This is a genomic window from Peribacillus sp. NPDC056705 (genome assembly GCF_043656335.1).
Genome location: NZ_JBHTYI010000034.1, coordinates 27,274 through 47,985, shown reverse-complemented (window position 1 = coordinate 47,985; position 20,712 = coordinate 27,274). Strand labels below are relative to the sequence as shown.

General features: G+C 39.9%; 22 protein-coding genes, 3 pseudogenes and 1 riboswitch. Of the genes and pseudogenes, 7 read left to right on the top strand and 18 right to left on the bottom strand.

What is annotated here, in order from left to right:
- The 6 genes and pseudogenes from gsiB to ACFRAK_RS24010 all read right to left on the bottom strand — a co-directional run.
- Window positions 1–127 (bottom strand): annotated as a pseudogene (gene gsiB / locus ACFRAK_RS24035) (glucose starvation-inducible protein GsiB); the annotation flags it as partial.
- 183 nt (window positions 128–310) lie between these two features.
- Window positions 311–508: pseudogene (locus tag ACFRAK_RS24030) on the bottom strand (KGG domain-containing protein); the annotation flags it as partial.
- 156 nt (window positions 509–664) lie between these two features.
- Window positions 665–820: a YvrJ family protein gene (locus ACFRAK_RS24025; RefSeq protein ID WP_387600463.1), complete on the bottom strand. Its 156-nt coding sequence runs from the start codon at window positions 818–820 to the stop codon at window positions 665–667.
- A gap of 44 nt (window positions 821–864) precedes the next feature.
- Window positions 865–1,083: a DUF2922 domain-containing protein gene (locus ACFRAK_RS24020; protein ID WP_053536155.1), complete on the bottom strand. Its 219-nt coding sequence runs from the start codon at window positions 1,081–1,083 to the stop codon at window positions 865–867.
- A 37-nt stretch (window positions 1,084–1,120) separates the two neighbouring features.
- Window positions 1,121–1,339 (bottom strand): DUF1659 domain-containing protein, encoded by a 219-nt coding sequence (locus tag ACFRAK_RS24015; protein ID WP_387600459.1) that lies wholly within the window; start codon window positions 1,337–1,339, stop codon window positions 1,121–1,123.
- Between the two features lie 179 nt (window positions 1,340–1,518).
- Window positions 1,519–1,773 carry a DUF2798 domain-containing protein gene (locus ACFRAK_RS24010; protein WP_483878288.1) on the bottom strand — a complete coding sequence of 85 codons (255 nt, stop codon included), beginning with the start codon at window positions 1,771–1,773 and terminating at the stop codon, window positions 1,519–1,521.
- A gap of 131 nt (window positions 1,774–1,904) precedes the next feature.
- Here ACFRAK_RS24010 and ACFRAK_RS24005 point away from each other — a divergent pair, with 131 nt between their 5' ends.
- On the top strand, window positions 1,905–2,768 hold the full coding sequence (locus ACFRAK_RS24005; RefSeq protein WP_387600456.1) for a LysR family transcriptional regulator: 864 nt from the start codon (window positions 1,905–1,907) through the stop codon (window positions 2,766–2,768).
- Between the two features lie 206 nt (window positions 2,769–2,974).
- Window positions 2,975–3,622, top strand: coding sequence for a hypothetical protein (locus ACFRAK_RS24000; RefSeq protein ID WP_387600453.1), 648 nt, complete (start codon window positions 2,975–2,977; stop codon window positions 3,620–3,622).
- A 46-nt stretch (window positions 3,623–3,668) separates the two neighbouring features.
- On the opposite strand, the gene ACFRAK_RS23995 is transcribed toward ACFRAK_RS24000, so the two are convergent.
- From ACFRAK_RS23995 to ACFRAK_RS23970, 6 genes are all read right to left on the bottom strand, one after another.
- Window positions 3,669–3,923 (bottom strand): sigma-G-dependent sporulation-specific acid-soluble spore protein CsgA, encoded by a 255-nt coding sequence (locus ACFRAK_RS23995; RefSeq protein ID WP_387600450.1) that lies wholly within the window; start codon window positions 3,921–3,923, stop codon window positions 3,669–3,671.
- A gap of 110 nt (window positions 3,924–4,033) precedes the next feature.
- Window positions 4,034–4,231 carry a helix-turn-helix transcriptional regulator gene (locus ACFRAK_RS23990; RefSeq protein ID WP_063235187.1) on the bottom strand — a complete coding sequence of 66 codons (198 nt, stop codon included), beginning with the start codon at window positions 4,229–4,231 and terminating at the stop codon, window positions 4,034–4,036.
- Between the two features lie 10 nt (window positions 4,232–4,241).
- Window positions 4,242–4,754 (bottom strand): DUF6773 family protein, encoded by a 513-nt coding sequence (locus ACFRAK_RS23985; protein ID WP_387600446.1) that lies wholly within the window; start codon window positions 4,752–4,754, stop codon window positions 4,242–4,244.
- Window positions 4,755–5,081: 327 nt separating this feature from the next.
- Complete coding sequence (locus ACFRAK_RS23980; protein WP_387704931.1) at window positions 5,082–6,509, bottom strand: GntP family permease; 1,428 nt, start codon at window positions 6,507–6,509, stop codon at window positions 5,082–5,084.
- A 134-nt stretch (window positions 6,510–6,643) separates the two neighbouring features.
- Window positions 6,644–7,420, bottom strand: a complete 777-nt coding sequence (locus ACFRAK_RS23975; protein ID WP_387600440.1) for a 3-hydroxybutyrate dehydrogenase — start codon at window positions 7,418–7,420, stop codon at window positions 6,644–6,646.
- 49 nt (window positions 7,421–7,469) lie between these two features.
- The gene (locus ACFRAK_RS23970; protein WP_387704933.1) at window positions 7,470–8,753 is read right to left on the bottom strand and encodes a GntP family permease; all 1,284 of its coding nucleotides are present in this window, start codon (window positions 8,751–8,753) and stop codon (window positions 7,470–7,472) included.
- Between the two features lie 458 nt (window positions 8,754–9,211).
- On the opposite strand from ACFRAK_RS23970, the gene ACFRAK_RS23965 reads away from it, so the two are divergent.
- Complete coding sequence (locus tag ACFRAK_RS23965) at window positions 9,212–10,102, top strand: LysR family transcriptional regulator (RefSeq protein WP_387600434.1); 891 nt, start codon at window positions 9,212–9,214, stop codon at window positions 10,100–10,102.
- Window positions 10,103–10,750: 648 nt separating this feature from the next.
- On the opposite strand, the pseudogene ACFRAK_RS23960 reads toward ACFRAK_RS23965, so the two are convergent.
- Window positions 10,751–11,319, bottom strand: a pseudogene (locus tag ACFRAK_RS23960) (dihydrofolate reductase family protein).
- Window positions 11,320–11,512: 193 nt separating this feature from the next.
- On the opposite strand from ACFRAK_RS23960, the gene ACFRAK_RS23955 reads away from it, so the two are divergent.
- On the top strand, window positions 11,513–12,439 hold the full coding sequence (locus tag ACFRAK_RS23955) for an NAD(P)-dependent alcohol dehydrogenase (RefSeq protein ID WP_394572656.1): 927 nt from the start codon (window positions 11,513–11,515) through the stop codon (window positions 12,437–12,439).
- A 652-nt stretch (window positions 12,440–13,091) separates the two neighbouring features.
- On the opposite strand, the gene ACFRAK_RS23950 is transcribed toward ACFRAK_RS23955, so the two are convergent.
- On the bottom strand, window positions 13,092–13,412 hold the full coding sequence (locus ACFRAK_RS23950; RefSeq protein ID WP_283915628.1) for a hypothetical protein: 321 nt from the start codon (window positions 13,410–13,412) through the stop codon (window positions 13,092–13,094).
- Window positions 13,413–13,479: 67 nt separating this feature from the next.
- Here ACFRAK_RS23950 and ACFRAK_RS23945 point away from each other — a divergent pair, with 67 nt between their 5' ends.
- Together ACFRAK_RS23945 and ACFRAK_RS23940 are read left to right on the top strand one after the other, a co-directional pair.
- The gene (locus ACFRAK_RS23945) at window positions 13,480–14,034 is read left to right on the top strand and encodes a hypothetical protein (protein WP_387704937.1); all 555 of its coding nucleotides are present in this window, start codon (window positions 13,480–13,482) and stop codon (window positions 14,032–14,034) included.
- 758 nt (window positions 14,035–14,792) lie between these two features.
- Window positions 14,793–14,896: riboswitch (purine riboswitch) on the top strand.
- A gap of 175 nt (window positions 14,897–15,071) precedes the next feature.
- Window positions 15,072–15,953 carry a 5'-methylthioadenosine/S-adenosylhomocysteine nucleosidase gene (locus ACFRAK_RS23940; RefSeq protein WP_260287104.1) on the top strand — a complete coding sequence of 294 codons (882 nt, stop codon included), beginning with the start codon at window positions 15,072–15,074 and terminating at the stop codon, window positions 15,951–15,953.
- Between the two features lie 79 nt (window positions 15,954–16,032).
- On the opposite strand, the gene ACFRAK_RS23935 is transcribed toward ACFRAK_RS23940, so the two are convergent.
- From ACFRAK_RS23935 to ACFRAK_RS23925, 3 genes are all read right to left on the bottom strand, one after another.
- A complete protein-coding gene (locus tag ACFRAK_RS23935; protein ID WP_387707027.1) occupies window positions 16,033–16,413 on the bottom strand; it encodes a hypothetical protein in 381 nt (126 codons plus the stop codon).
- A gap of 186 nt (window positions 16,414–16,599) precedes the next feature.
- On the bottom strand, window positions 16,600–17,325 hold the full coding sequence (locus ACFRAK_RS23930) for a ZIP family metal transporter (RefSeq protein WP_387600412.1): 726 nt from the start codon (window positions 17,323–17,325) through the stop codon (window positions 16,600–16,602).
- A 167-nt stretch (window positions 17,326–17,492) separates the two neighbouring features.
- On the bottom strand, window positions 17,493–17,831 hold the full coding sequence (locus ACFRAK_RS23925; RefSeq protein WP_260287100.1) for a hypothetical protein: 339 nt from the start codon (window positions 17,829–17,831) through the stop codon (window positions 17,493–17,495).
- Window positions 17,832–18,028: 197 nt separating this feature from the next.
- On the opposite strand from ACFRAK_RS23925, the gene ACFRAK_RS23920 reads away from it, so the two are divergent.
- Complete coding sequence (locus tag ACFRAK_RS23920; RefSeq protein ID WP_387600998.1) at window positions 18,029–18,523, top strand: L,D-transpeptidase family protein; 495 nt, start codon at window positions 18,029–18,031, stop codon at window positions 18,521–18,523.
- Window positions 18,524–18,593: 70 nt separating this feature from the next.
- Here the strand turns inward: ACFRAK_RS23920 and ACFRAK_RS23915 are convergent, their stop codons facing one another.
- On the bottom strand, window positions 18,594–20,051 hold the full coding sequence (locus tag ACFRAK_RS23915) for an Msr family ABC-F type ribosomal protection protein (protein ID WP_387600408.1): 1,458 nt from the start codon (window positions 20,049–20,051) through the stop codon (window positions 18,594–18,596).
- Window positions 20,052–20,712 lie beyond the last annotated feature (661 nt).

The window sequence follows — 20,712 nt, the reverse complement described above, 5'->3', positions numbered from 1 at the left end:
CGGATGTTGCTTCTCCGCCTTTTTGGCCAATCTCTTGATAGAATTCCTTATCATGTTTTTTCGCTGTTGTTTCTCCACCCTTACGGCCTGCTTCTTCACGACTCATTTTATCATTGTTGTTAGTCATTAAAAATTCCTCCTTATTATTCGGATTTTCATTGAACTAGCCACATATATCATGTACCCGCTTGAACAGCTATAAAACTAGAATCAGCTAAATGCTTCAGGTCGCTTCCTTTATTTAGCCGCGACTTCTTTCTCCGCCAATGCGTCCTGTTTCTTCCTTGCTCATTTTTCAGTCATCGGACCCATCACGTTGATCTGCTCGAGCCTCTCCGCCCTTTTTGCCAATTTCCTGATAGAATTCCTTATCATGATTTTCGGAAGTGGCCTCTCCGCCTTTTTGACCAATCTCTTGGAAAAATTCCTTATCATGTTTTTTTGCTGTTGCTTCCCCGCCTTTGCGGCCAGCTTCTTCCCTGCTCATTTTTTCATTGTTGTTAGTCATTAAAACTCCTCCTTATTGTTTGGGATTTTTGATGAACTAGCTACAGTTTTATGTATACCCGATAGTTTTGATATGAAACTAGAATCTATTAAAACTTTACCATTTAAAAGGAAAAGCATCATGAATGATATCACCCATGATGCTTCCCTCTTATCCTTAACCTGACTTGGGAATCCCTTCTCGCAGGCGATCTGGCAGCTCTACAAGGGTTTCATTCAAAGTATCCAATTTCGTTTCAAACCTATGAAGCAAATAAAGGGTAACAATGATCGGGAACCCAATATCACTGACAAATGGCAGGATTTGATCCACTTTTCATTCACCTCACTTCCAGGGTGTCCAACAAGTCCCTTGCATCAGATAAGTTCCACTTCCTCGACATTCCGCTCGACAAGGCGCGCCGCCTTCAAATCGACGAAATCCCCGGAAGATGTAACGAACACGTTCCCCGCAATGATTTTTTCCATTGCCAGTTTAACCGTATTTACCTCTACCGGCTCCTTCGGATTATCAACGGAAATCGTCGCTGACTTTCCTTCCTCCGTAACGAAAATCAATTCCAGTACTTTAGCCATTTCAAATCACCTCCCCCTCGTACGACATCAAAACCGTTTAGCCTATCAATGAATACGTATCCATCCGGGTCACTTCACCCATTGGATGATTCTGCACACTTGCAATTGAAACAGCTGCCGAAAACAACTGATCCGCCGTCGCCTCGAACTTGATGTTCGAAAATGCCCTCCGCTTGAAAACGAGAGCCCCTTTTTCATTTAACCCCGTCTCAAAATCGATCCGCAACGTACTTGAAACTGGAATCTGACTTGCCATAACACTCACCCCCTTTCACACTCTATATAAACTTTTATGGGATGAAAGTAGCATGGTCCTGAAATTTTTCAGGGAAACGAATAAAAAGCTCCCCATCGTTCGGGCAGCTCTGCAAAATCCATATTTTTACTACTTTTCAGGAAATCCATTAAAACATTATCCATTGTCTTCTTCTCTTACTAATCTTTCTCGATTATTGGCGGCTTTTCTACAAAATTAATTCTTCTCATCATTTGTTGTATTACTCTCGGAAAAAAGTAAGCTCCAAAGAATGCACAGATGAAAGCCTGTGACCAAGTTTTTAACCATGTAGATAAGAATATATGATCATAACCACTATTTATTGAGACTAATATAAATGAAATAAAAAAGGACATACTAAAAGCCATAAAAAATGCATAAATAATATTTCGGTATTTAACGTTAATACTCATTATTCTTCTACTTCAACTCCTGACCAAATAATTCTTCACAACTATAATTTTATTTCTTCCATTTACATTAGTAAAACCAATTTTTATAATAGTTCTATTAGAATCACTAATGCATAGGGGGGTTAGTGGGGTTGAATTCGTATTATGCTTTTATCAAAACCATAGAAACAGGCAGTTTCACAAAAGCTGCCGAAGAACTTGGCTATACTCAGTCAGCCATTAGCCAAATGGTGCATTCATTAGAGGAGGAACTTTCCACCACTCTTATTTTACGTTCTCGAAAGGGCATTACACTGACACCAGATGGCGAGGAATTTTTGCCATTTATCAGGAAGATTTGTAATTCACATAGGGAACTGACTGAAAAGCACAAAGAAATGGAGGGACTGCAAAGCGGCCTTATTCGAATTGGCACCTTTTCCAGTGTTACATGTCATTGGATACCGGGAATGATCAAAGATTTTAAGGAACTTTACCCAACTGTCCATTTCGAATTACATCAAGGAAATTATACGGAAATCTCAAATTGGATTAAAGAAGGAAGCGTAGACTTTGGCTTTGTGAATTCAAATGTTTCTGACCTAACTACGATACCCCTGCAGAAAGATGAAATGCTGGCTGTAATGCCAATGAATCATCCTTTAGCATCCTCCACAAAAGTATCATTGAAAGAATTGCTAAAAGATCCTTATATTCTGTTGGATGAGGGAGTTATAAATGAACCATTAATAGGTTTTGAACAGTACAATTTTGAACCTGATACACAATACCGAGTATTTGATCCCTATGCGATTATGTCGATGATTGAGCAAGAGCTTGGCATTTCGATTTTACCGAAACTTCTCTTAAATAAATGTCCCTATAATATTGTAACGAAAACTATCTCTCCCTCCATTATTCGGACAATTACTTTGGCATACAAGGATAAAAGGATATTGCCAATAGCAAGCAGATATTTTATTGACTTCATTATTGAAAGGTATAGGGAAGATTAAAAATGCCAATTCGTTGTTGCAGCAATTACTGAGCCTAAAGCCCGTCCCGTTGGAAATACCGTTTTTGCTATTCAGCTTATTTTCCCTTTGAATTATTTTTTTATAACTGATTTTTTGGTGGGAAGATAAATGGCATTTGGCTTTAAATGGCACGTCATGTTCGTGTTTTCTGGGAAATAATAATCACGAAAGGATGTGGATGTGGAATGTCATTAGAATGGTTTGACAGAGTTAGCGGGGAATTGCAGGATCATCTTCAATCAATTTGTGAGAAATACGATCGTAATGGCAGTATGATCGTGGAGCGCGGGTCGAAGCATCCACGGATCGAGTTTTATACAGAGCTGGATGACAATGAAAGGGATTATTTTTCCACGCTGTTTTTTGATCCGTATAATGAAGAATTTTATATGGAATCATTTGAGCCGGATTTAGGGCAGATCAGCAAGGTCATCCTTTCAGACATTGAAGATATCGTCGATGCTGTCCACGAGAGCTTCCATAACTATTTGGAAGAGGATGATGTTGATTATGCTTACGAATATGATATGGATGATGAAAATGATGATTTGTATGATCCGGACGGCGAGGGTTCCGATATATACGAAATCGATGTAGAATGGGAAACGCCTGAAGTGACCGCCTATATCCAGGATAATGAAGTGGAGGTCACCTACCAATTCGGTATCGTTCAGGAAACAGGTGATGGTGTGCTGAAACGGATCAACCGGATTCGGACAGCGGATGATGACCTGATAAAGGATGAAACGAATTTCATTTTCAGTAAGGAAGAAGCAAGCACGATCATCGCCATGATCGCCAGTCATATGGATTCACTTAGTGAAATGGAATAAAAAAACCAACAAAACCTTGTCCATGAACTTCATGGACAAGGTTTTATCATATAAGAATCAGTTCATATACCTCTGATAATTGCGTGACCCGTTCCGTATCACTCGCTTCCTTCGCATGCTTGATTTCCTTAGGAAGAATATGGTTAAGGAGGCTGGCTTCCCTTCCGGATAGCTTATTGACGAGTTCTTCTTCAGAATGAAAATGCCCGCTTTTGATTTTATTATAAATTTCCTGTGCTTCAGGATATTGGTCCGTATAGTTAGATAATATCTCACGTAAGTAACCAATCGTACGATCCATCAAACCATCCCTCTCGAATGTTAGATTTTTTTCTTACATGCTATACCTTCCCCCATTTTTTGATGATAAATTCCTAAAAAAAAGATATCCAAATCAATGGATATCCCTAATCAGTCTTCCTCCCAAAACAAATCATCCAATGTACGCGATAATGCTTTACAAATACCGACACACAAACTTAAGGAGGGATTATACTTTCCTGATTCAATCAATCCTATCGTTTGCCTGGAAACGCCGACAATTTTGGCCAGTTCATCTTGTGACAAGTCCTTTTCTACTCTCGCAAGCTTCAGTTTTATATTTTTCAAGGGAAGGCACCTACAATTTCTTATTATCTTCGCTATTTTTCATTCCGATCTTCTTCGCCAGCAAGTATATACCGCCAAAAAACAAAAGTAAAATCGGCAAATAGATCATAACGGATACAAACGATACCAATACAAAATACCATACGCCCTGTGAACTGCCATCCGCATAGGATACAGCACTATTCACCCCCATGAATATAGCGATGATGAGTGCAAAAATAACCGACCCAAGAATCGTCTTCCTGCTCATCGTAGTTTTGCTTGTGCGGTCATGCATCTCCACTTCATCCCAGAATACACCTAAGAAAATGGAACGAGCTAAGTAATACAGCCCTCCTGCAACAAGGATCACGAATTCCAGATATAACTCCCCGCTGCCTGCACCATATTTATATAGTTTGAAAAGTGCACTCACCAGGCAAATGGCCAAGATGACGTGGTACATTTCTTTATAAATTTTATTTCTTACATGCTCAACCCGCTCATCCGTGATTTTTTTCGTTCGTTTAAATAAACCCATCATCAATCGACCTCCATTTAATTCCACCGCTTACCCTTATTATATGATTTATTTTACTTTTTGCAATATATATATTACATTTTATAATTTATAAATTGCAAAATGTATAAAAAAAGGTACCCACACATCAAGTGTGGATACCTCACTAGCCTTATTTATGGTATTACCTTAGGTTTTGGGGATTTACTCGTATATAGCCATTTTCGGGTATAAACCTGTAGTTTTCGTCGATTTATCTCTATATTCGGAGATAAACTTGTAGTTTTCGTCGATATATCTCCATTTTCGGAGATAAACCTGTGTTTTCATCGATATCGTGAATTCATCATTTTAAATAATACCAAACCAAGTATAGAGGGCAATGACGACAAAGACAGCCAATGATTTAATGACGGTGATCATGAAGATGCTGCCATACGATTGTCTATGCGTCAATCCTGTGACGGCAAGCAGGGTTATGACGGCCCCGTTATGCGGAAGTGTGTCCATGCCGCCTGATGCCATGGCGACTACTCGGTGCATCACTTCGGGTGAGATATTGGCCGCAGCGATTGCTTGATTGTATTTATCGGCCATTGCGCTTAATGCAATCCCCATCCCCCCGGAGGCCGATCCTGTTATGCCTGCCAGTGCGCTGGTTGTGACAGCACCGTTGACAAGCGGATTCGAGAACACACCGGATATTCCATCACTGATTTTCGCGAATCCTGGAAGGGCAGCGATGACTCCGCCGAATCCATATTCCGAACCAGTGTTCATGACGGCAAGCAATGAGCCGCCAATACTGTTGTTCAGCCCTTCTTTCATGTTTTTCGTCACTCGTTTCCAATCATAGGCAAGGGCTGTGATGATTCCGACGATCAGTGCAATCTCCACCGACCAGATTGCAGCATTTGCCGCAACATCAACGGAATAATTCTCTAACCCCATTGCAGAAAAATCAAATCCATCCGGATACCATTTCGGTATGGCTTTAGACAGATAATTATTCATGACGGCAACCAATCCAAGCGGAACGAATGCTAAAATCTGCCGTAATACAGATTGGTTTGAATGTAAATCAGGGACTGGCTCCCCTTTTTCCTGTTCAGGAACAGCGGCATTTTCCCCTGAAAGTCCATAATAGCCTTCACCCGCCTTTTTGGCTCGCCTCTTTCTGCTTTCCAAGTAGGCCAATCCAACCGATAAGACAAAGATGGCCCCTATGATTCCAAGGATCGGAGCCGCATATATGTTTGTCCCAAAGAAGGACGTTGGAATGACATTTTGAATTTGCGGAGTTCCCGGCAATGCATCCATCGTGAACGTGAATGCCCCAAGTGCGATGGTAGCCGGCATAAGCCTTTTAGGTATGTCGGCTTGCTTGAACAATTGAACGGCAAAAGGATAAATGGCGAAAACCGCCACAAATAAACTCACGCCGCTATAGGTTAAAATTGCACCCAAAAGGACGATCGTCAGCATCGCCTGTTTGGCACCGATCAAGCGGACGATCGTCTTCGCAATCGATTCGGCGATTCCCGACATTTCGATGATCTTCCCGAATATGGCCCCTAATAAAAAGACGGGAAAATAGTTTTTTATGAAAATGACCATCTTTTCCATGAAGACGCCGGAATAGAACGGCAAAACATTACCCGGGTCAATGAAGAAGACCGGTAAAAGTGCAAAGATTGGTGCAAATAAAATGACGGAATAGCCACGGTAGGCTGCAAACATCAATAGTGCCAATGCCAGCAATATGATCATTAAGTCCATGAAAGTCCCCCTTAAACATATATTCCAAGTTTGAATAATTTCCCCAAACTAGTTAAAAATACGCCAAAAGTGAACCTCTCTGCCAGATTAAAATTTGTCAGAAAGGTTCACCTTTATTTTGTTATAAATAGTTATTATTGTGCTGTGTAGCCGCCGTCAATGACAACAGCTTGACCTGTTACGCTTTTCGCTTTATCGCTTGCTAAGAACAATGCATAATCAGCAATTTCACTAACATCCAATAAACGTTTTTGAGGCACTAATGGAAGAAGGACTTCTGCCAATACATCTTCAAGCGGTACATTGCGTGTTTTCGCCAAGTCTGCCATTTGTCCGCGAACAAGTGGAGTATCCACATATCCAGGGCATAAAGCATTAACCGTAATACCGTGTTCTGCACCTTCCAAAGCAGCAACTTTCGTTAAACCTATCACTCCGTGTTTTGCGCTGTTATAGGCCGCTTTACCTGCGAACCCGATAACACCGTTAATGGAAGAGACGTTGATGATGCGGCCGAAACCTTGTTCCTTCATGATCGGGAACACGGCTTTCGTTAGAATGAACGGCGCTGTCAACATGATTTTGATCATCAATTCGTATTTTTCAGTCGGGAAATCTTCGATTGGTGATACATGCTGCAAACCGGCATTGTTAATCACGATGTCAATCGAACCATACGTTTCTTTAGCTTCCTTCACCATATTTACGATATCTTCTTCTTTTGTTACATCTGCTTTGATTCCAATTGAATCGAAACCAAGTTTTTTCAATGATTCTGCAGCTTCTTTCACCGATTCTTCATTAATGTCGGAAAGAACCACTTTGGCTCCACTTTCAGCGAAGTGCTTACCGATTTCAAATCCAATACCGCGTGCAGAACCTGTAATAATAACGACTTTATTTTCAACCATTATGAATTCCTCCTAGAGTAAACTAATTTTTTGGCATCATCGATATTCATTAAACGATACCGATGGCACCCATTATGATGCCGACGATCATGGCAATGGTCGGGATGATGAACGCAACCACGAAAACATCTTTATATGTTTCTTTATGAGTTAATCCTGTAACCGCCAATAGTGTTAATAGAGCACCATTATTAGGGAAAATGGATGCACCTGAAGCGACTGCCGCCATTCTGTGGAATACATCCGGGCTGATTCCCGTCGATTGGGACAAGCTGTAAAAAGTATCGCCAAGGGCATTAAGTGCAATACCCATACCGCCTGAAGCGGAACCGGTGATGATCGCCATGATTTGTACGGCAAGGGATTCAGCAACGAGCGGATTGCTCGAAATATTCAGCAGCCATGAAGTGATGTTGTCAAATGCAGGTATAATTGCAATGACAGCCCCGAATCCAACAGCGGCACTCGTATTCAGGATGGCCATCACTGATCCTTTCGCTCCCTCATTAACTGAGAAAATGAACTTTTTGTAATCCTTGATATTGATGACCATAATGCTCAGAACCCCTAATAATAATGCATAAATGGGTTCTAATTTCACCACGTTGAGCAATAGGACAACAATTAGCAGCGGAACTAAAGACAATAACCAATTCGGTACTTTTTCATCTTGCTCGGAACCGGTAACCGATTCATCCGATTCGATGAATCCTTCTCCTTTAGCAGAAAGAGATCTTTCTCTATAGGATAACCAGAAATACCCGCCAACTGCCATGATCAATGAAGTGACGATCCCAATGATCATCCCTGAAGTTGGCGTCGTATGGAAATACTCCATCGGTATCAGGTTTTGGATTTGCGGTGTACCCGGTATAGCCGTCATCGTGAAGGTGAATGCCCCAAGCGCAAAAGTGGGAACAAGCAGCCTTCTCGTAACGTTTGCTTCTTTAAATAACGCAAGCGCGATCGGATAAACGGCAAATACGACCACAAATAAACTAACTCCGCCATAAGTCAATAAAGCGGAAGCGATCAGTACTCCAAGAATCGCCCTCTTTTTACCAATGATCTGCGTTACCTTCTTCGCAACGGATTTCGCTGCACCTGTTTCTTCCATCAACTTTCCGAAAATCGCTCCGAGCAAGAAGATTGGGAACCACTTCTGAACGAACCCGACCAAGCCGGTCATATACGTTCCGGTATACGTATCAAATACATCCAATCCGCTCATCAATGCTACAACTCCAGCCACCAGCGGGGCCACCCAAATGATGGACCATCCCAAATAAGCTAAAGCCATCAGCAACACTAAGCCTACAATTATACTTAACACTCGAAATCACCTCTTTCCAAGGTGATGTAAATCGTTTTGCTTTCCATCATGGTTCCCCCTTGATTGAGTAAATCCCCTATGCTGCAGACATCATAATCCGTGCCTTACAGCATCAACCCTAAATACGCCATTATTAAGAACAATAAAGCGGACACAACAATACATACCCGTTTTTTGTTATCTTAAAATATCTTCTTAATAAAACCTTGTCCGTTTTCCGAGAAAGGTGAATAAGTTGCTTGGCTCATTGGAAATATATCCATAAACATAAAATTCCTAGATACAGCTCATAAATCAAGCACTTTCTCCTTATACTTCCACGGTAAAGAATACTTTATTGATATAGGGTTATTTATACTTGCTTTTAATCCTCATCTAGTTTACATCCCGCTAATTTATAAGTAAAATGAATAATAGGAATACACTTTATGCTAATTACGAATAAATAGGAGACAGATATGGAATTACGAGATTTAAAATCATTCATGGAAGTGGCCCTTCATAAAAGTTTTACGAATGCCGCCGCCAATTCTTATTTAACACAGCCTTCCTTAAGCAAAGCCGTCAAAAAACTCGAAGAAGAGCTGCGTGTGGAACTCTTCGACCGCTCAACAAGACACCTGCGCCTGACGGATGCCGGACAAATCGTGTACAAGCAAGGCCAAAAAGCCTTCGCGGCATTATCCGAATTGAACGTACTCCTGGATGACCTCAGGGACATGACATCAGGCGTTGTGAAAATCGGCATCCCGCCGCTGATCGGCACCCTGTTTTTCCCGGAAATTGCCCGCAGCTTTCAAGAACGTTATCCGAAAGTTTCCCTCGAATTGGTCGAAGAAGGCGCCAAGCTGATCGGCAAGCTTGTCGAAGAAGGCGAAATCGATCTCGGCATCGTCGTATTGCCAGCCAGTGAAGAAAAATTCAATATTTACCGGTTCATTGAAGACGAATTCGTTCTATTTCTTCATGAAGAGCACAGACTTGCCCGCCATTCAGCCGTTTCCTTAACTGAATTGAAAGACGAGAAATTCATCCTTTTTTCAGAAGACTTCACCTTACATGATTACATTATCCAGGCATGTGAAAGGGACGGATTCACCCCTGACATCTCATACCAAAGCTCACAATGGGACCTGATCATCGAACTCGTCTCATCCAAACTGGGCATCACCCTCCTGCCCAGATCGATTTATCATAAGCAAACCAACGAAGATGTTAAAATCATCCCGTTAAAAAACTCGAACCTCCACTGGAAACTCGGGATCATCACCAAAAAAGACGCCTACCATTCCTTCGCCCTGAAAGAATTATTGAAGATGCTGAACGAGGGAGTTAGTTTGGAAATTTGACATTAAAGTCAAAATAAAACGCTGCTACTTCCTGGGGTAATGGGGGAAGAACGGCGTTTTTTTGTTTTGATTTCACCAAATGATTGATAACTTTCATAAACTGGATTAAATATGGTTCTGCAAACCTATCTCTTATCAGTACTTTTCATTCAATCGCCAAGCTTTCCCTTCCAACATTGTTAAAAATCACCTCTTTTTGGATATAAATACCTATTGTAACACGGGTTAAAATACCTATTTTTCCTTCACTTTATGCTATCATTACTATTAGTAGTTTTATTCATTACTACAAAATTTGATGAAGTGTGGGTGCTGTAGTGTTAAATTTCTTAGGAGTGGTAGGTTATGAGACATCCATTAACGACAGATGGTTACTACTTATTAGTTATCACTGCAGACGGTCAATGGACGGCTAACATCGAAAAGTAGAATATTAAAAGCAAATTATAAAGTTAGATAGAGACAAAAAGGTTAGTCTAATCAAACTTTTACATTGTAATGCTTAATATAAAGGAATAAAAAACGGAGCCTTCAACTAATTGAGGGCTCCATTTTTGTTTATAGGGTATGGCTTTTACCAAGGTGAAGCATTTAATAAAAGCATCATCTCTTCAGTGAAGAAGAAATTTATATCATCATGCTTATCAATTACTCTTCATTAAGGTGATAGCAAAGTTGAACAACGCCAGAGGAAAATCTTTTTGTATCAACCAGTTTAAGATTCAATCTCTCCTTCATGTCAATAAACAAAGGTTTTCCTTCCCCTAAAACAACAGGGTGAACAGATAACCTAAATTCATCAACCAGCCCAAATCCTATAAAAGATGTAATAAGACTTGCCCCGCCATAAAGCCAGATGTCTTTACCGGGCTTTTTCTTTAATTTATTTACTTCTTCAACAATATGATCATTTATGATCGTCACTTTATCATCAGTGCTTTTTTTGTTTGGGAAAACATGAATTTTTCTTTGCCATGAACTAAATTCCACATTTCTTTTTCAGTATCAGATACCTCATTTCCTGGAGTATATTGTCCCCATAATTCATAGCTTTTTCTTCCATAAAAAATAGCATCAATTTGATTTAAGAAATCCGTGAACCCCATTTCAGGGTCCATAATGCACCAGTCCACTTCTCCTTTTGGCCCTTCAATAAAGCCATCTAAAGTAACTGCTAAATCTAAAACTATTCTTCTCGGTCTTTCGTTAATGGCCATACTTTTAGCTCCTTCGTCTTATAGAATGTCCCATATGGTTTCGACCGCTCAGCAAGACATTTGCCCCTGATCGATTGCTGACAACACCTAATGCTTTTAAGCATTCATTCTTCCGTTTTGCTTACATGTAGTTTTATCTTACAACTTCCATCATAGTATTAAAAGATTGTATCAAAAAAAAAGGAGACTCGCGATGAAAGCAATGGTATGCACAAAATACGGTTCACCCGATGTACTGGAACTCCAAGAGCTGGCAAAACCAACGCCCAAGGACAACGAAGTTCTGGTAAAGGTTCATGCGGCAACAGTGGCTTCAGGGGACATAAGAGTCCGTAGTTTCAATAGCCCCTTCTTATTATGGCTGCCGATGCGGATCTTCCTTGGTCTTAGAAAACCGCGAAAACCGGTACTCGGAGTGGAGTTGGCCGGGGAAATAGTGGAAACAGGCAGGAATGTGAAAAAATTCAAAAAAGGCGACCGGATTTTTGCCATGACTGGAATGAATTTCGGGGCTCATGCCGAATACACATGTTTACCAGAAGACGGGCCAATCGCAATGAAGCCTGCCAACGTTACCTATGAGGAAGCGGCCGCCGTTTCTTTTGGGGGAACGACAGCCCTTCATTTTTTCAGAAAAGCCGATATACAGGACGGACAAAAAGTCCTCATCTACGGTGCATCCGGGTCGGTAGGGACTTCAGCCGTGCAGCTAGCCAAATACTTTGGAACAGAAGTTACCGGAGTATGCAGTGCCGCTAATTTTGAATTGGTGAAATCATTGGGAGCAGATGAGGTAATTGATTATACGGAAGAGGATTTCACGGAAAGACAAGAGCGATATGACATCATCTTTGATGCAGTCGGGAAAAGCTCGAAAGCCGCTTGCAAGAAAGCACTGACCCCGAACGGGCGATATGTGTCCGTCGAAGGGCAAGGAATAGCAAAGGTACTTACGGAAGATTTATTACTTCTCAAGGAGCTAATCGAAGCTGGAAAAATAAAATCGGTCATAGATAAACGCTACCCGCTGGAACAGCTTCCCGAGGCTCATAGATATGTAGAACAAGGACATAAAAAGGGAAATGTAGTCATAACCTTGGTTAATCATGATAGACCCTGACAGTGCTTTGCACACCTCGCTTTTTGCGAACTTTTTCCACCTATGCTTCTGGAACTTTTTCTCCTTTTGGAGAATGCTCAGTTAGCCATTATCTCGAAAATAGGGAGAACTTGTAATTTGATCGATGTGCTCCACTCCAGGCACCGCTGTCCCGCTCATATTCGGATGTCCTATGTTTCTAATGGGTTGCATTGGTTGAGAAGAGACAACAATTCTAATGACCATTTAATTATCCCTTCTCTCCATTCACGATCGCGAGAGAGTACGAAACAAATTTTTTGAATACGGAACAGAATTGCAGATAATTGAAAAACCCAACCTCATACTCCTATGGATTTTTCCGTAGGAGTATGAGGTTGGAGTTTTAAACACAAATATTAATTAACACTATCTGGGTATTTTTAACTATAAAACTCTTTTATTTTTAATTGTTTTAATGTAACATGGTAAACACATCCTGTCTTTCCAGTAAAAATACATTACCAAGGGGGGAGAATGTTGAATAAAAAAGTTTTTCTACATGCAGGGGTCTGGTAGTATTTTGAATTTTGGCGGTGCTTGCATTTTACCAACCGGCGTATCTAAAACAATGAGGAAGACCAAAAAAAATAGCCCACTTATAGGGCGGCAATCTCCAATATGTATTGATTATTTATATCTCTCCTTTTTCTAGTTTTTCATTTAAAAGTATATAATCATTTTTGTTAAAGGTTATCGCTACTCTATCTAATCTATCTCCATTTGGATATAAATATAACTGTTGATTGAATTTTATACCTAAAGGTACGACTGTTTGATAAATAAGATTTAAAATTTTAAAACATTCTAAATCCACCCCTTCTTTCAAATGATTTTTAACATGAATAATTACTAGATCTTCAATATTTTCAAACCTAGGTTTTCGAGGAGAAATATTATCAGCTTTACAAAGTCTTTTTAATAGATTTTGATAATAATCATGATTTTGTTTCAAATTAACCACCTCATATTTTATTTATTATATAACTAAAATACACATTATAGAAGAAGAGGTAAACTTTGTGAAAAAGATCGTTTTACCCATAGTTTTCATGCTGTTTTCTTTAGTATTAGCTACCCCGACATTTTCCAGTGAAAAAGATGATCAAGAATTAGAAGAATTAGCTCAACAAAAAGGTGAAATTATCTATATGGACGATGAAATTACAGTTAGAAGTTTTGGAAATGATACAGAAATATCTGATGTTATTTTTACTCATCCTAATAGTGTTGTTGTAAATGAGAATAATCCCATGTTGTATTCATCAGTTACTGGTCCTGGAGGACGTGCTAGTATTGTAGCAAGTGATACAGGCAGAAGTGTATATTGGTCTGTTAAGCCAGCTACAGCATGGCCGTATAATTTTAAAGGTATTGTAAAATTAAGATATCATTCCGGTTTTAAAAGAGATGCACCTGTAGGCGGCATGGGAGCTTTAGGTTCAACTATTAGCGGTGGTGTAACAATGAATAAAAATAACGGTGGATATGCAACTCTTACAGGTACAGCATATGCATTAAATCAATCTCGCTTTAGCGTTTTACCAGGAGTGACTACTTCATTTAGACCTAATTAATATTATAGTTTGGACAATTAATAAAATACAATATAATGCTATATATTTCTAAAGAAACAACAGTAGATAGTAACAGAAAAAGAGATGGGTGAGATAAAGCTTCTTTAAAAATATTAATGTCAGAATACTCAGATAAATAAATATCTATATATAGAAAACCATTATGATCTTCAAATGAATACCTTCATAGGGAAAGTACCTTTAAAAGGTTAACTATTTTAATAAAGAATTAGAATCTTATTGGCCATCTATCCCTATATGGTTCGAGATGAGGCCATTCCGCCCCTCTCCAGACTTTAGTCAAATTCGAGAAAAAGTCAGTTTGCCTATAGTCTTTTTATTAACAAAAAATTCCAGTTTGATTTCAGAAATCCGCTCCCTTTCCGCCGACTGTCTGCCAAGCCCCCTCGACGCAAGCGTCTGTGGGGTCTCGGCTAGCCGGTTATTCGGCAGGAGTGTCTCAAATTTCTTTCATCCAATGAGGTTTTCATAATACTAAAAAACCATAGTCTTGTTTTAAAATTGGTTCGGATGAGAACCTACCGAATCTTCTATCTCTGACTTGGCCTTTAAATTATACTATTCGAAAAGCATCCACATAATGATTGTGTCCAAACCTTCACTAAAACCCCATTTACCTTTTAAAAAATCAACGTTATTATCGAATTACCCCTCTCCAAATACGAACATTAATTTATATTTATATTTTAATGTTCACTTTTTTATTGATTATCTATCATTTATTTGTTATATTAGCAAAGTAATAATCGTAATTTACTCGTATATGCTCGGAAATATGGTCTGAGCGTTTCTACCTGGTTCCCAGTGAAAGAACTAGACTACGAGTTAAAGTATTCGGCTGCCCGCTTTCTTGAGCAGTAAATGATTTTGCATGATAATCATTTTGCTTAATCATCTTTACTTTGACTATCGTAGGTCTAGAAGGCAGTAATCATTCTGCCGTTCTGGACCTTTTTCTTTGGCCTCAACTGCGAGTGTATCAAACAATCGAATAATATGTTTTAAGGAGAAATTATATGAGAAAAAACATGTTTAAAAAGTACACGATATTAGGAATCATTACATTACTTTTCGTATCGGTGATTGCAGCATGCAGTTCTGCTTCCAAAAATGAAACGGCCGAAAAAAAGACTCAAAGGCCTATCATGATCCAAGGTCCAATGCCAATCGAGGCTGAAAATTTCGCGAAAAGGTTAAAAAATGTTAAAGAAGAAAAATCAGGTGATTTTGTATTTTACATTGGAACGTTAGACAATTATCCTGTAATCGTTGCAAAAACAGGTAAAGGGATGGAAAACACGGCTGCCGCTACAGCATTGGCCATTGAAAGATATAACCCTATTGCCATTATCAATCAAGGGACATCAGGCGGACATGATCCAAACTTAAACGTTTTTGATATCGTTTTAGGAAAAAGAACGGTAAACCTAGGTTCATTGAAAACGGCAGATAAAACTGAAAACCAAGGAATTGATCCAACCATTTGGAAACCGATGGACCTAATGGCTTCTGAAGGAAGTGCAGGAGAAGATCCTAACGCTGAAAAGCCACGCTTCTACGAGGGAGATAAGGATTTACTCGCTGCTGCTCATGCAGTTAAAGATACTTACACAAAAGGTAAGGTTGTCGATGGCACTATCGGTTCTGCAGACGTTTGGAATAATGAAGTGGATCGGATTAAGTGGTTCCATACGAAATATGGTACATCTGTCGAGGAAATGGAAGGAGCTTCGGCTGCCCAAATCGCAAAAGCTTACGATGTTCCCTTCTTAGGTATACGAGTGCTATCCAATAATAAAGTGAATGGCGGTAAATATAACCCGAATACAGCAGCAGCCAATCAAGAATATGTTTATGAAGTGGTCAAAAAATATATCTCCACGATGCCAAGCAAATAAGGCCGGCCCGGAAGCATAGTATCCCTATAACCAAATAAAAGAAGAGCACATATTATATACGATAATATGTGCTCTTCTTTTATTCGCTGAGGGCTGTATCCGATTCTTCCTCCTTGCAAAGTAATAGGCTGAGGTTATTCAACGTATAGAGTCTAGCGGTAAAAATGAATAAATCGCTGTAGTTGTTTTCAACGTACTCTTCAATGATCCCCATCCCTTTCCTGAATCTTTCAACTAATAAATGCGTGTAGTTTTCATCCCATGTAAACCGATTGATTCGTTTAAGTTCATCTGCCAATACTTGAAACTTGAACTCCTCGACAAGAAGCTTCAATTGATACAATTTATCTCTATTTAAACAAAAGCAATTATTTTCATTTTCATGATTTTCACGGACGAATGTAATGAAACCATTCATATTATCAGCCAGCATATTCGCTATTCGCATCTCGAAGTTCATTTCTAACATCCCCTCAATGTCTAAAATCTATATGAAGAGTGTATGATTTGAAATGATATTTTAACACCAACAATTAATTCTTTTAAGATAGATTCCTTTATTTCGCCTATGCATTTCCTACTATGATAGATTTTAAACAAAAAAATTGCCCCCTTTCTTTCCAAGGGGACAATCACTTTTTCGTTATCACATCGAATCCAGAACCAAAGAGATAAGCAGGCCGGCGGCGGCGAAAATGCCCGTCATCGGTCCTCCGTCTTCATATGCTTCAGGCATCATCGTCGAGGCAATCATGGCGATGATTCCGCCGCCCGCAAATGCTGCCATCGCTGCCAGGATATAGTCCGGGGCATGATCGAGGAATAGATAGCCCGACATCGAGGATAGTGCCGAAATGAGCAATACGGATAACCACAGCAGCATGATTTTCTTCTTCGAATACTCACTTTTGAGCAGACCAGTTGTACTTGAGAGCCCCTCCGGAATATTACTTATGAAAATGGCAATGACCAATAACCAGCTTACCGAGCCACCGCTTATTAAGCTTGCGCCAATCATGATCGACTCCGGTATGGCATCCATCACCGTCCCGATGAAAATGGCTAGGCCCGCTTCCTTCTTAGAGCTATTATTGGACCGTTTCCTTTTATCCGCACCTTTTTTGGAAATAAGAAAATCCAAGGCGGTAAATACGGCGGCCCCTGTTATGAATCCGATCCCCGTCGCCCAGATTCCTCCATCACTCACCGAATCGGCAAGCAGCTCATATGCCGCTGCACCGATCAATACACCCGTACCAAAAGCCATAATATAGCCAATGATGTTTTTCTTTATCGGAATGAATATGGCGGCTAATGCGCCAAGCAGGACAGCAGAACCCGAAACCCCTCCCCAAAAGACCGCATTCCACATAGAATTCCCCCATTTCCTTTTTATAGGATAGTGTACCCTGGTAGATGCTGGGGTAAACAAGGGGCTGCTTTTTGTAAATTCCAGCAAAAAAAAGCAGTTATATTCGCTGCCATGGTTTTTGTGTATAGAATAGTAGATTCTTCATGACTATCCTGCCCTTCGCTGCCTTATATGACTGATATTTGCGGTTTTCCTTCTTCTCTTTCACTAACCTTTTCTATTTTATCGACAAACATTTGAAAAACCTTTCTCTTTTCTTCCAGCTCTTTTATCGATTCTTTCAATTCATTCAATTTTTGTTCAAAAGGTTTATGATAGAGCTCACGGATATTTCGAATGATTTCATCATTTATAGTGGATTGTACAACTTGTTTGGTAATATTGAACTTATAGGAATAAACCTGAAGATCACGCTTAACTTCTTCATATTCCTTTTCTATCCCTTTTAACACATCACTGATTTCTTCATTCCATTCTACTAAAGCATTTTTCACATGTTCCTCCACCTTTATTCCCCCTCTTTAACAACAAAAAATTCATTTCCATAAAAACTTATTTTATCAAAACTTCATTTCGGTTTCTTTTCGGCTAAGTTACTTAACATATAAGTTTCATTAAAAACAGATAACAGCGAGTTACGAAACACTTTTGAAAAATCACATAGAATGAAACATGACAACCATAACCTATGGAGGTGTTCAGACTGATTCATACAGTTAAACCAGGTGAAACACTGACACAGATTTCCAGGGACTATCGGAAACCGCTATCGGCAATCATCACTGCTAACCCGAACATCAATCCAAATGTCATTTATCCTGGTCAACCCATCCTGATCCCCGGTTTTCCCCCTCCTGATACCATTCCATTTAGAATCGATGTATCCGTTAACAATCGTAAGCTAAGGCTGCTAAAGAATGGCGTACTGCAAAAACAATACCCGATTGCTGTTGGAAGAATGCTATTCGGTACACCAGTAGGACAATTCATCATCATTAATAAAGTCCCCAACCCCGGAGGCCCATTCGGTACAATGTGGATGAGTTTATCAAAAGAGCACTATGGCATTCATGGAACGAATGATCCCAGCTCGATCGGTAAAGCTGTCTCAAAGGGCTGTATTCGCATGCATAATCGGGACGTGGAGGAATTATCAAGGATTGTTCCAATCGGGACAATGGTTACGATTCATCCTTAATGTGTTTAGGAATGATGATAAATAAGCCGATGGAATTGTCCCATCGGCTTATTTTGGCATGAACGTAAAATCACACTTGAACCAATTTCTTCGCCTGAATTTTATACTGAAGATCTGCTACATGGTTTATGAACGCTTGATCATGCGATACAAATATAATCGTCCCTTCATATGCCGCGATAAATCGTTCTAATGCTTCAGTGGCCGTAATATCCAGAAAATTGGTCGGTTCATCTAAAAGCAGAATGTTGTATTCGCCTAAGAACAACTGACAAAGTTGGAGGCGAATCGCTTCGCCGCCACTTAATGACTGAACACTTTTCAGTATATCCGTCCCAACAAACTGCATCGAATGCAGGATGCTTCTTAAAAATCCTTCATCATATTCTGACCGGTTTCCCAAGAATTGCAGAACCGTTTCATCTCTTGCAAATCGATAGCTCATTTGACGGAAGTAACCTATTTTCGCTTTTGGAGAAAGCGCCAAGCCTGCGCCATCATCATTCGCAATATGGTGAAGCAAAGTACTTTTACCGCTGCCATTGCTGCCTGTAATGGCTATTTTTTTACCGAGCGGCAGCTGGAAACTCACTTCATCCAATAATACTTTCTCCTTCACTTGAAGAGTCAATCGGTCTGCCATGATCGGGAACTTATTATGCAATTCCAATTGCTTTGACTGGCGAAATACGATTCGCCTTTCCTCTTGTACAGCATCGACTTCCTGAAGCTTTTCCGCTCGCTGCTCAATTGCCTTCGCTGCACGTTGTGCGGCTTTTTGGCTTGTGCCTTTCGATTTCGTCATGAACGTCTTATTCGGTTTTGCATTCGCCTCTTTTTTCGATAACCTTCCAGCCTGGGCGATTTTTTCAGCTTTTTTCATTTTTTCCTGCGCTGCTTTTTCAAGCCGGCTCTTTTCTTTTATGAATTGTTCATGAGCCTGCCTCTGTTGTTCACGTTGTAACTGCTTCTGTGCCATGTACTCGCTGTAATTTCCTGAATATACGTGTACCTTGCCTTCATGCACTTCCCAAATCGTTGTCACAAGTTCATCCAATAAAGCCCTGTCATGACTAATTAATACAAGCGCACCATAGTAATAGCGTAATTCATCAAGTAAAAACGAAATCCCGTCTTGGTCCAAATTGGTTGTCGGCTCATCGATAAGTAACGCTTCAAAATAGTGGGTAAACAATTGGGCAAGCTTCAGCCTCGTTTGCTCACCGCCGCTTAGCGACCCTGAATATCGCGGAACTGCCAATTTTCCCAGTAACGCCGGATCAGCCTCTGCAACAGCAGGCGCTTCTACTTGCTCAAAATAACCACGATCAACATACCCCTTTACTTTTCCGCTTGCCGGTTGAATTTCTCCGGCAAGTAACTTCAATAACGTACTTTTTCCTGTACCATTTTTCCCGACGATGCCGATGCGGTCAAATTGATGTACAGCCAATCGTTCAATCTTCAATATCTGTTTATCTAAATATGTCACTTCGACATTTTCCAATTCAAAGCATATTTGTTCCATATTCGCTACCTCCGAAATTTTTGATTTCGTATCGATAGCTTGGATCGATACGAGCTTCTATTTCAAGCTCGCATCAAAAGAATAATAAGAACTGCAATGTACATTCCCCCCGTCTTCAAAGTCACCGCTGAATGATCACATATTCGAAATTTCCAAACTCGTGAAAAGTAACAGCATCATGTAAAAATCCCTCCAAAACAAAAAGTACACAGAAGGCTCTGTGTACTGAAAAAAACCGCATAGATATCCGGTAGAACGACAAAACTCCTACAACATATCCATCCTATACACACAGCAAATAACCCCTTATACAAAGTGGTTTTTTCCATAATATGTGTGTATATCAGTATAGATGTAAAAATGCCACGTTTATCGCTCCTTTCAATTCTTGCCCCTATTCTAACCAGAATATTTCCAATAGTCAATATTTATTATAATAGATGATTAATGACTCCTGTCTGCGTTCGCCAAGAAAGGAAAAAGAACCACTCATCCCTCCAAGATGGCAATGGTTCTTCTTCTGATTAAGAGTTATTAGTTGTGACCAACCACTCTTGCTAGTTGTCAGCCTCATGTTCCAGCATGGGGCTGTTTTTAGTTTATGTTAATATAAGGATATCATACCCGAATTTTAAAGTGAATATTCATTGAAAAATAGACA

Bases quoted from the DNA above. Each gene is read 5' to 3' on its own strand.
- ACFRAK_RS23935 (WP_387707027.1), bottom strand. From the start codon at position 16,413: ATGAACTTCGAGATGCGAATAGCGAATATGCTGGCTGATAATATGAAT.
- ACFRAK_RS23975 (WP_387600440.1), bottom strand. From the start codon at position 7,420: ATGGTTGAAAATAAAGTCGTTATTATTACAGGTTCTGCACGCGGTATT.
- ACFRAK_RS24010 (WP_483878288.1), bottom strand. From the start codon at position 1,773: ATGAGTATTAACGTTAAATACCGAAATATTATTTATGCATTTTTTATG.
- ACFRAK_RS23940 (WP_260287104.1), top strand. From the start codon at position 15,072: ATGAGAAAAAACATGTTTAAAAAGTACACGATATTAGGAATCATTACA.
- ACFRAK_RS24020 (WP_053536155.1), bottom strand. From the start codon at position 1,083: ATGGCTAAAGTACTGGAATTGATTTTCGTTACGGAGGAAGGAAAGTCA.
- ACFRAK_RS23955 (WP_394572656.1), top strand. From the start codon at position 11,513: ATGAAAGCAATGGTATGCACAAAATACGGTTCACCCGATGTACTGGAA.
- ACFRAK_RS24000 (WP_387600453.1), top strand. From the start codon at position 2,975: ATGTCATTAGAATGGTTTGACAGAGTTAGCGGGGAATTGCAGGATCAT.
- ACFRAK_RS23965 (WP_387600434.1), top strand. From the start codon at position 9,212: ATGGAATTACGAGATTTAAAATCATTCATGGAAGTGGCCCTTCATAAA.
- ACFRAK_RS24015 (WP_387600459.1), bottom strand. From the start codon at position 1,339: ATGGCAAGTCAGATTCCAGTTTCAAGTACGTTGCGGATCGATTTTGAG.
- ACFRAK_RS23915 (WP_387600408.1), bottom strand. From the start codon at position 20,051: ATGGAACAAATATGCTTTGAATTGGAAAATGTCGAAGTGACATATTTA.
- ACFRAK_RS23930 (WP_387600412.1), bottom strand. From the start codon at position 17,325: ATGTGGAATGCGGTCTTTTGGGGAGGGGTTTCGGGTTCTGCTGTCCTG.
- ACFRAK_RS23995 (WP_387600450.1), bottom strand. From the start codon at position 3,923: ATGGATCGTACGATTGGTTACTTACGTGAGATATTATCTAACTATACG.
- ACFRAK_RS23980 (WP_387704931.1), bottom strand. From the start codon at position 6,509: ATGGACTTAATGATCATATTGCTGGCATTGGCACTATTGATGTTTGCA.
- ACFRAK_RS23985 (WP_387600446.1), bottom strand. From the start codon at position 4,754: ATGATGGGTTTATTTAAACGAACGAAAAAAATCACGGATGAGCGGGTT.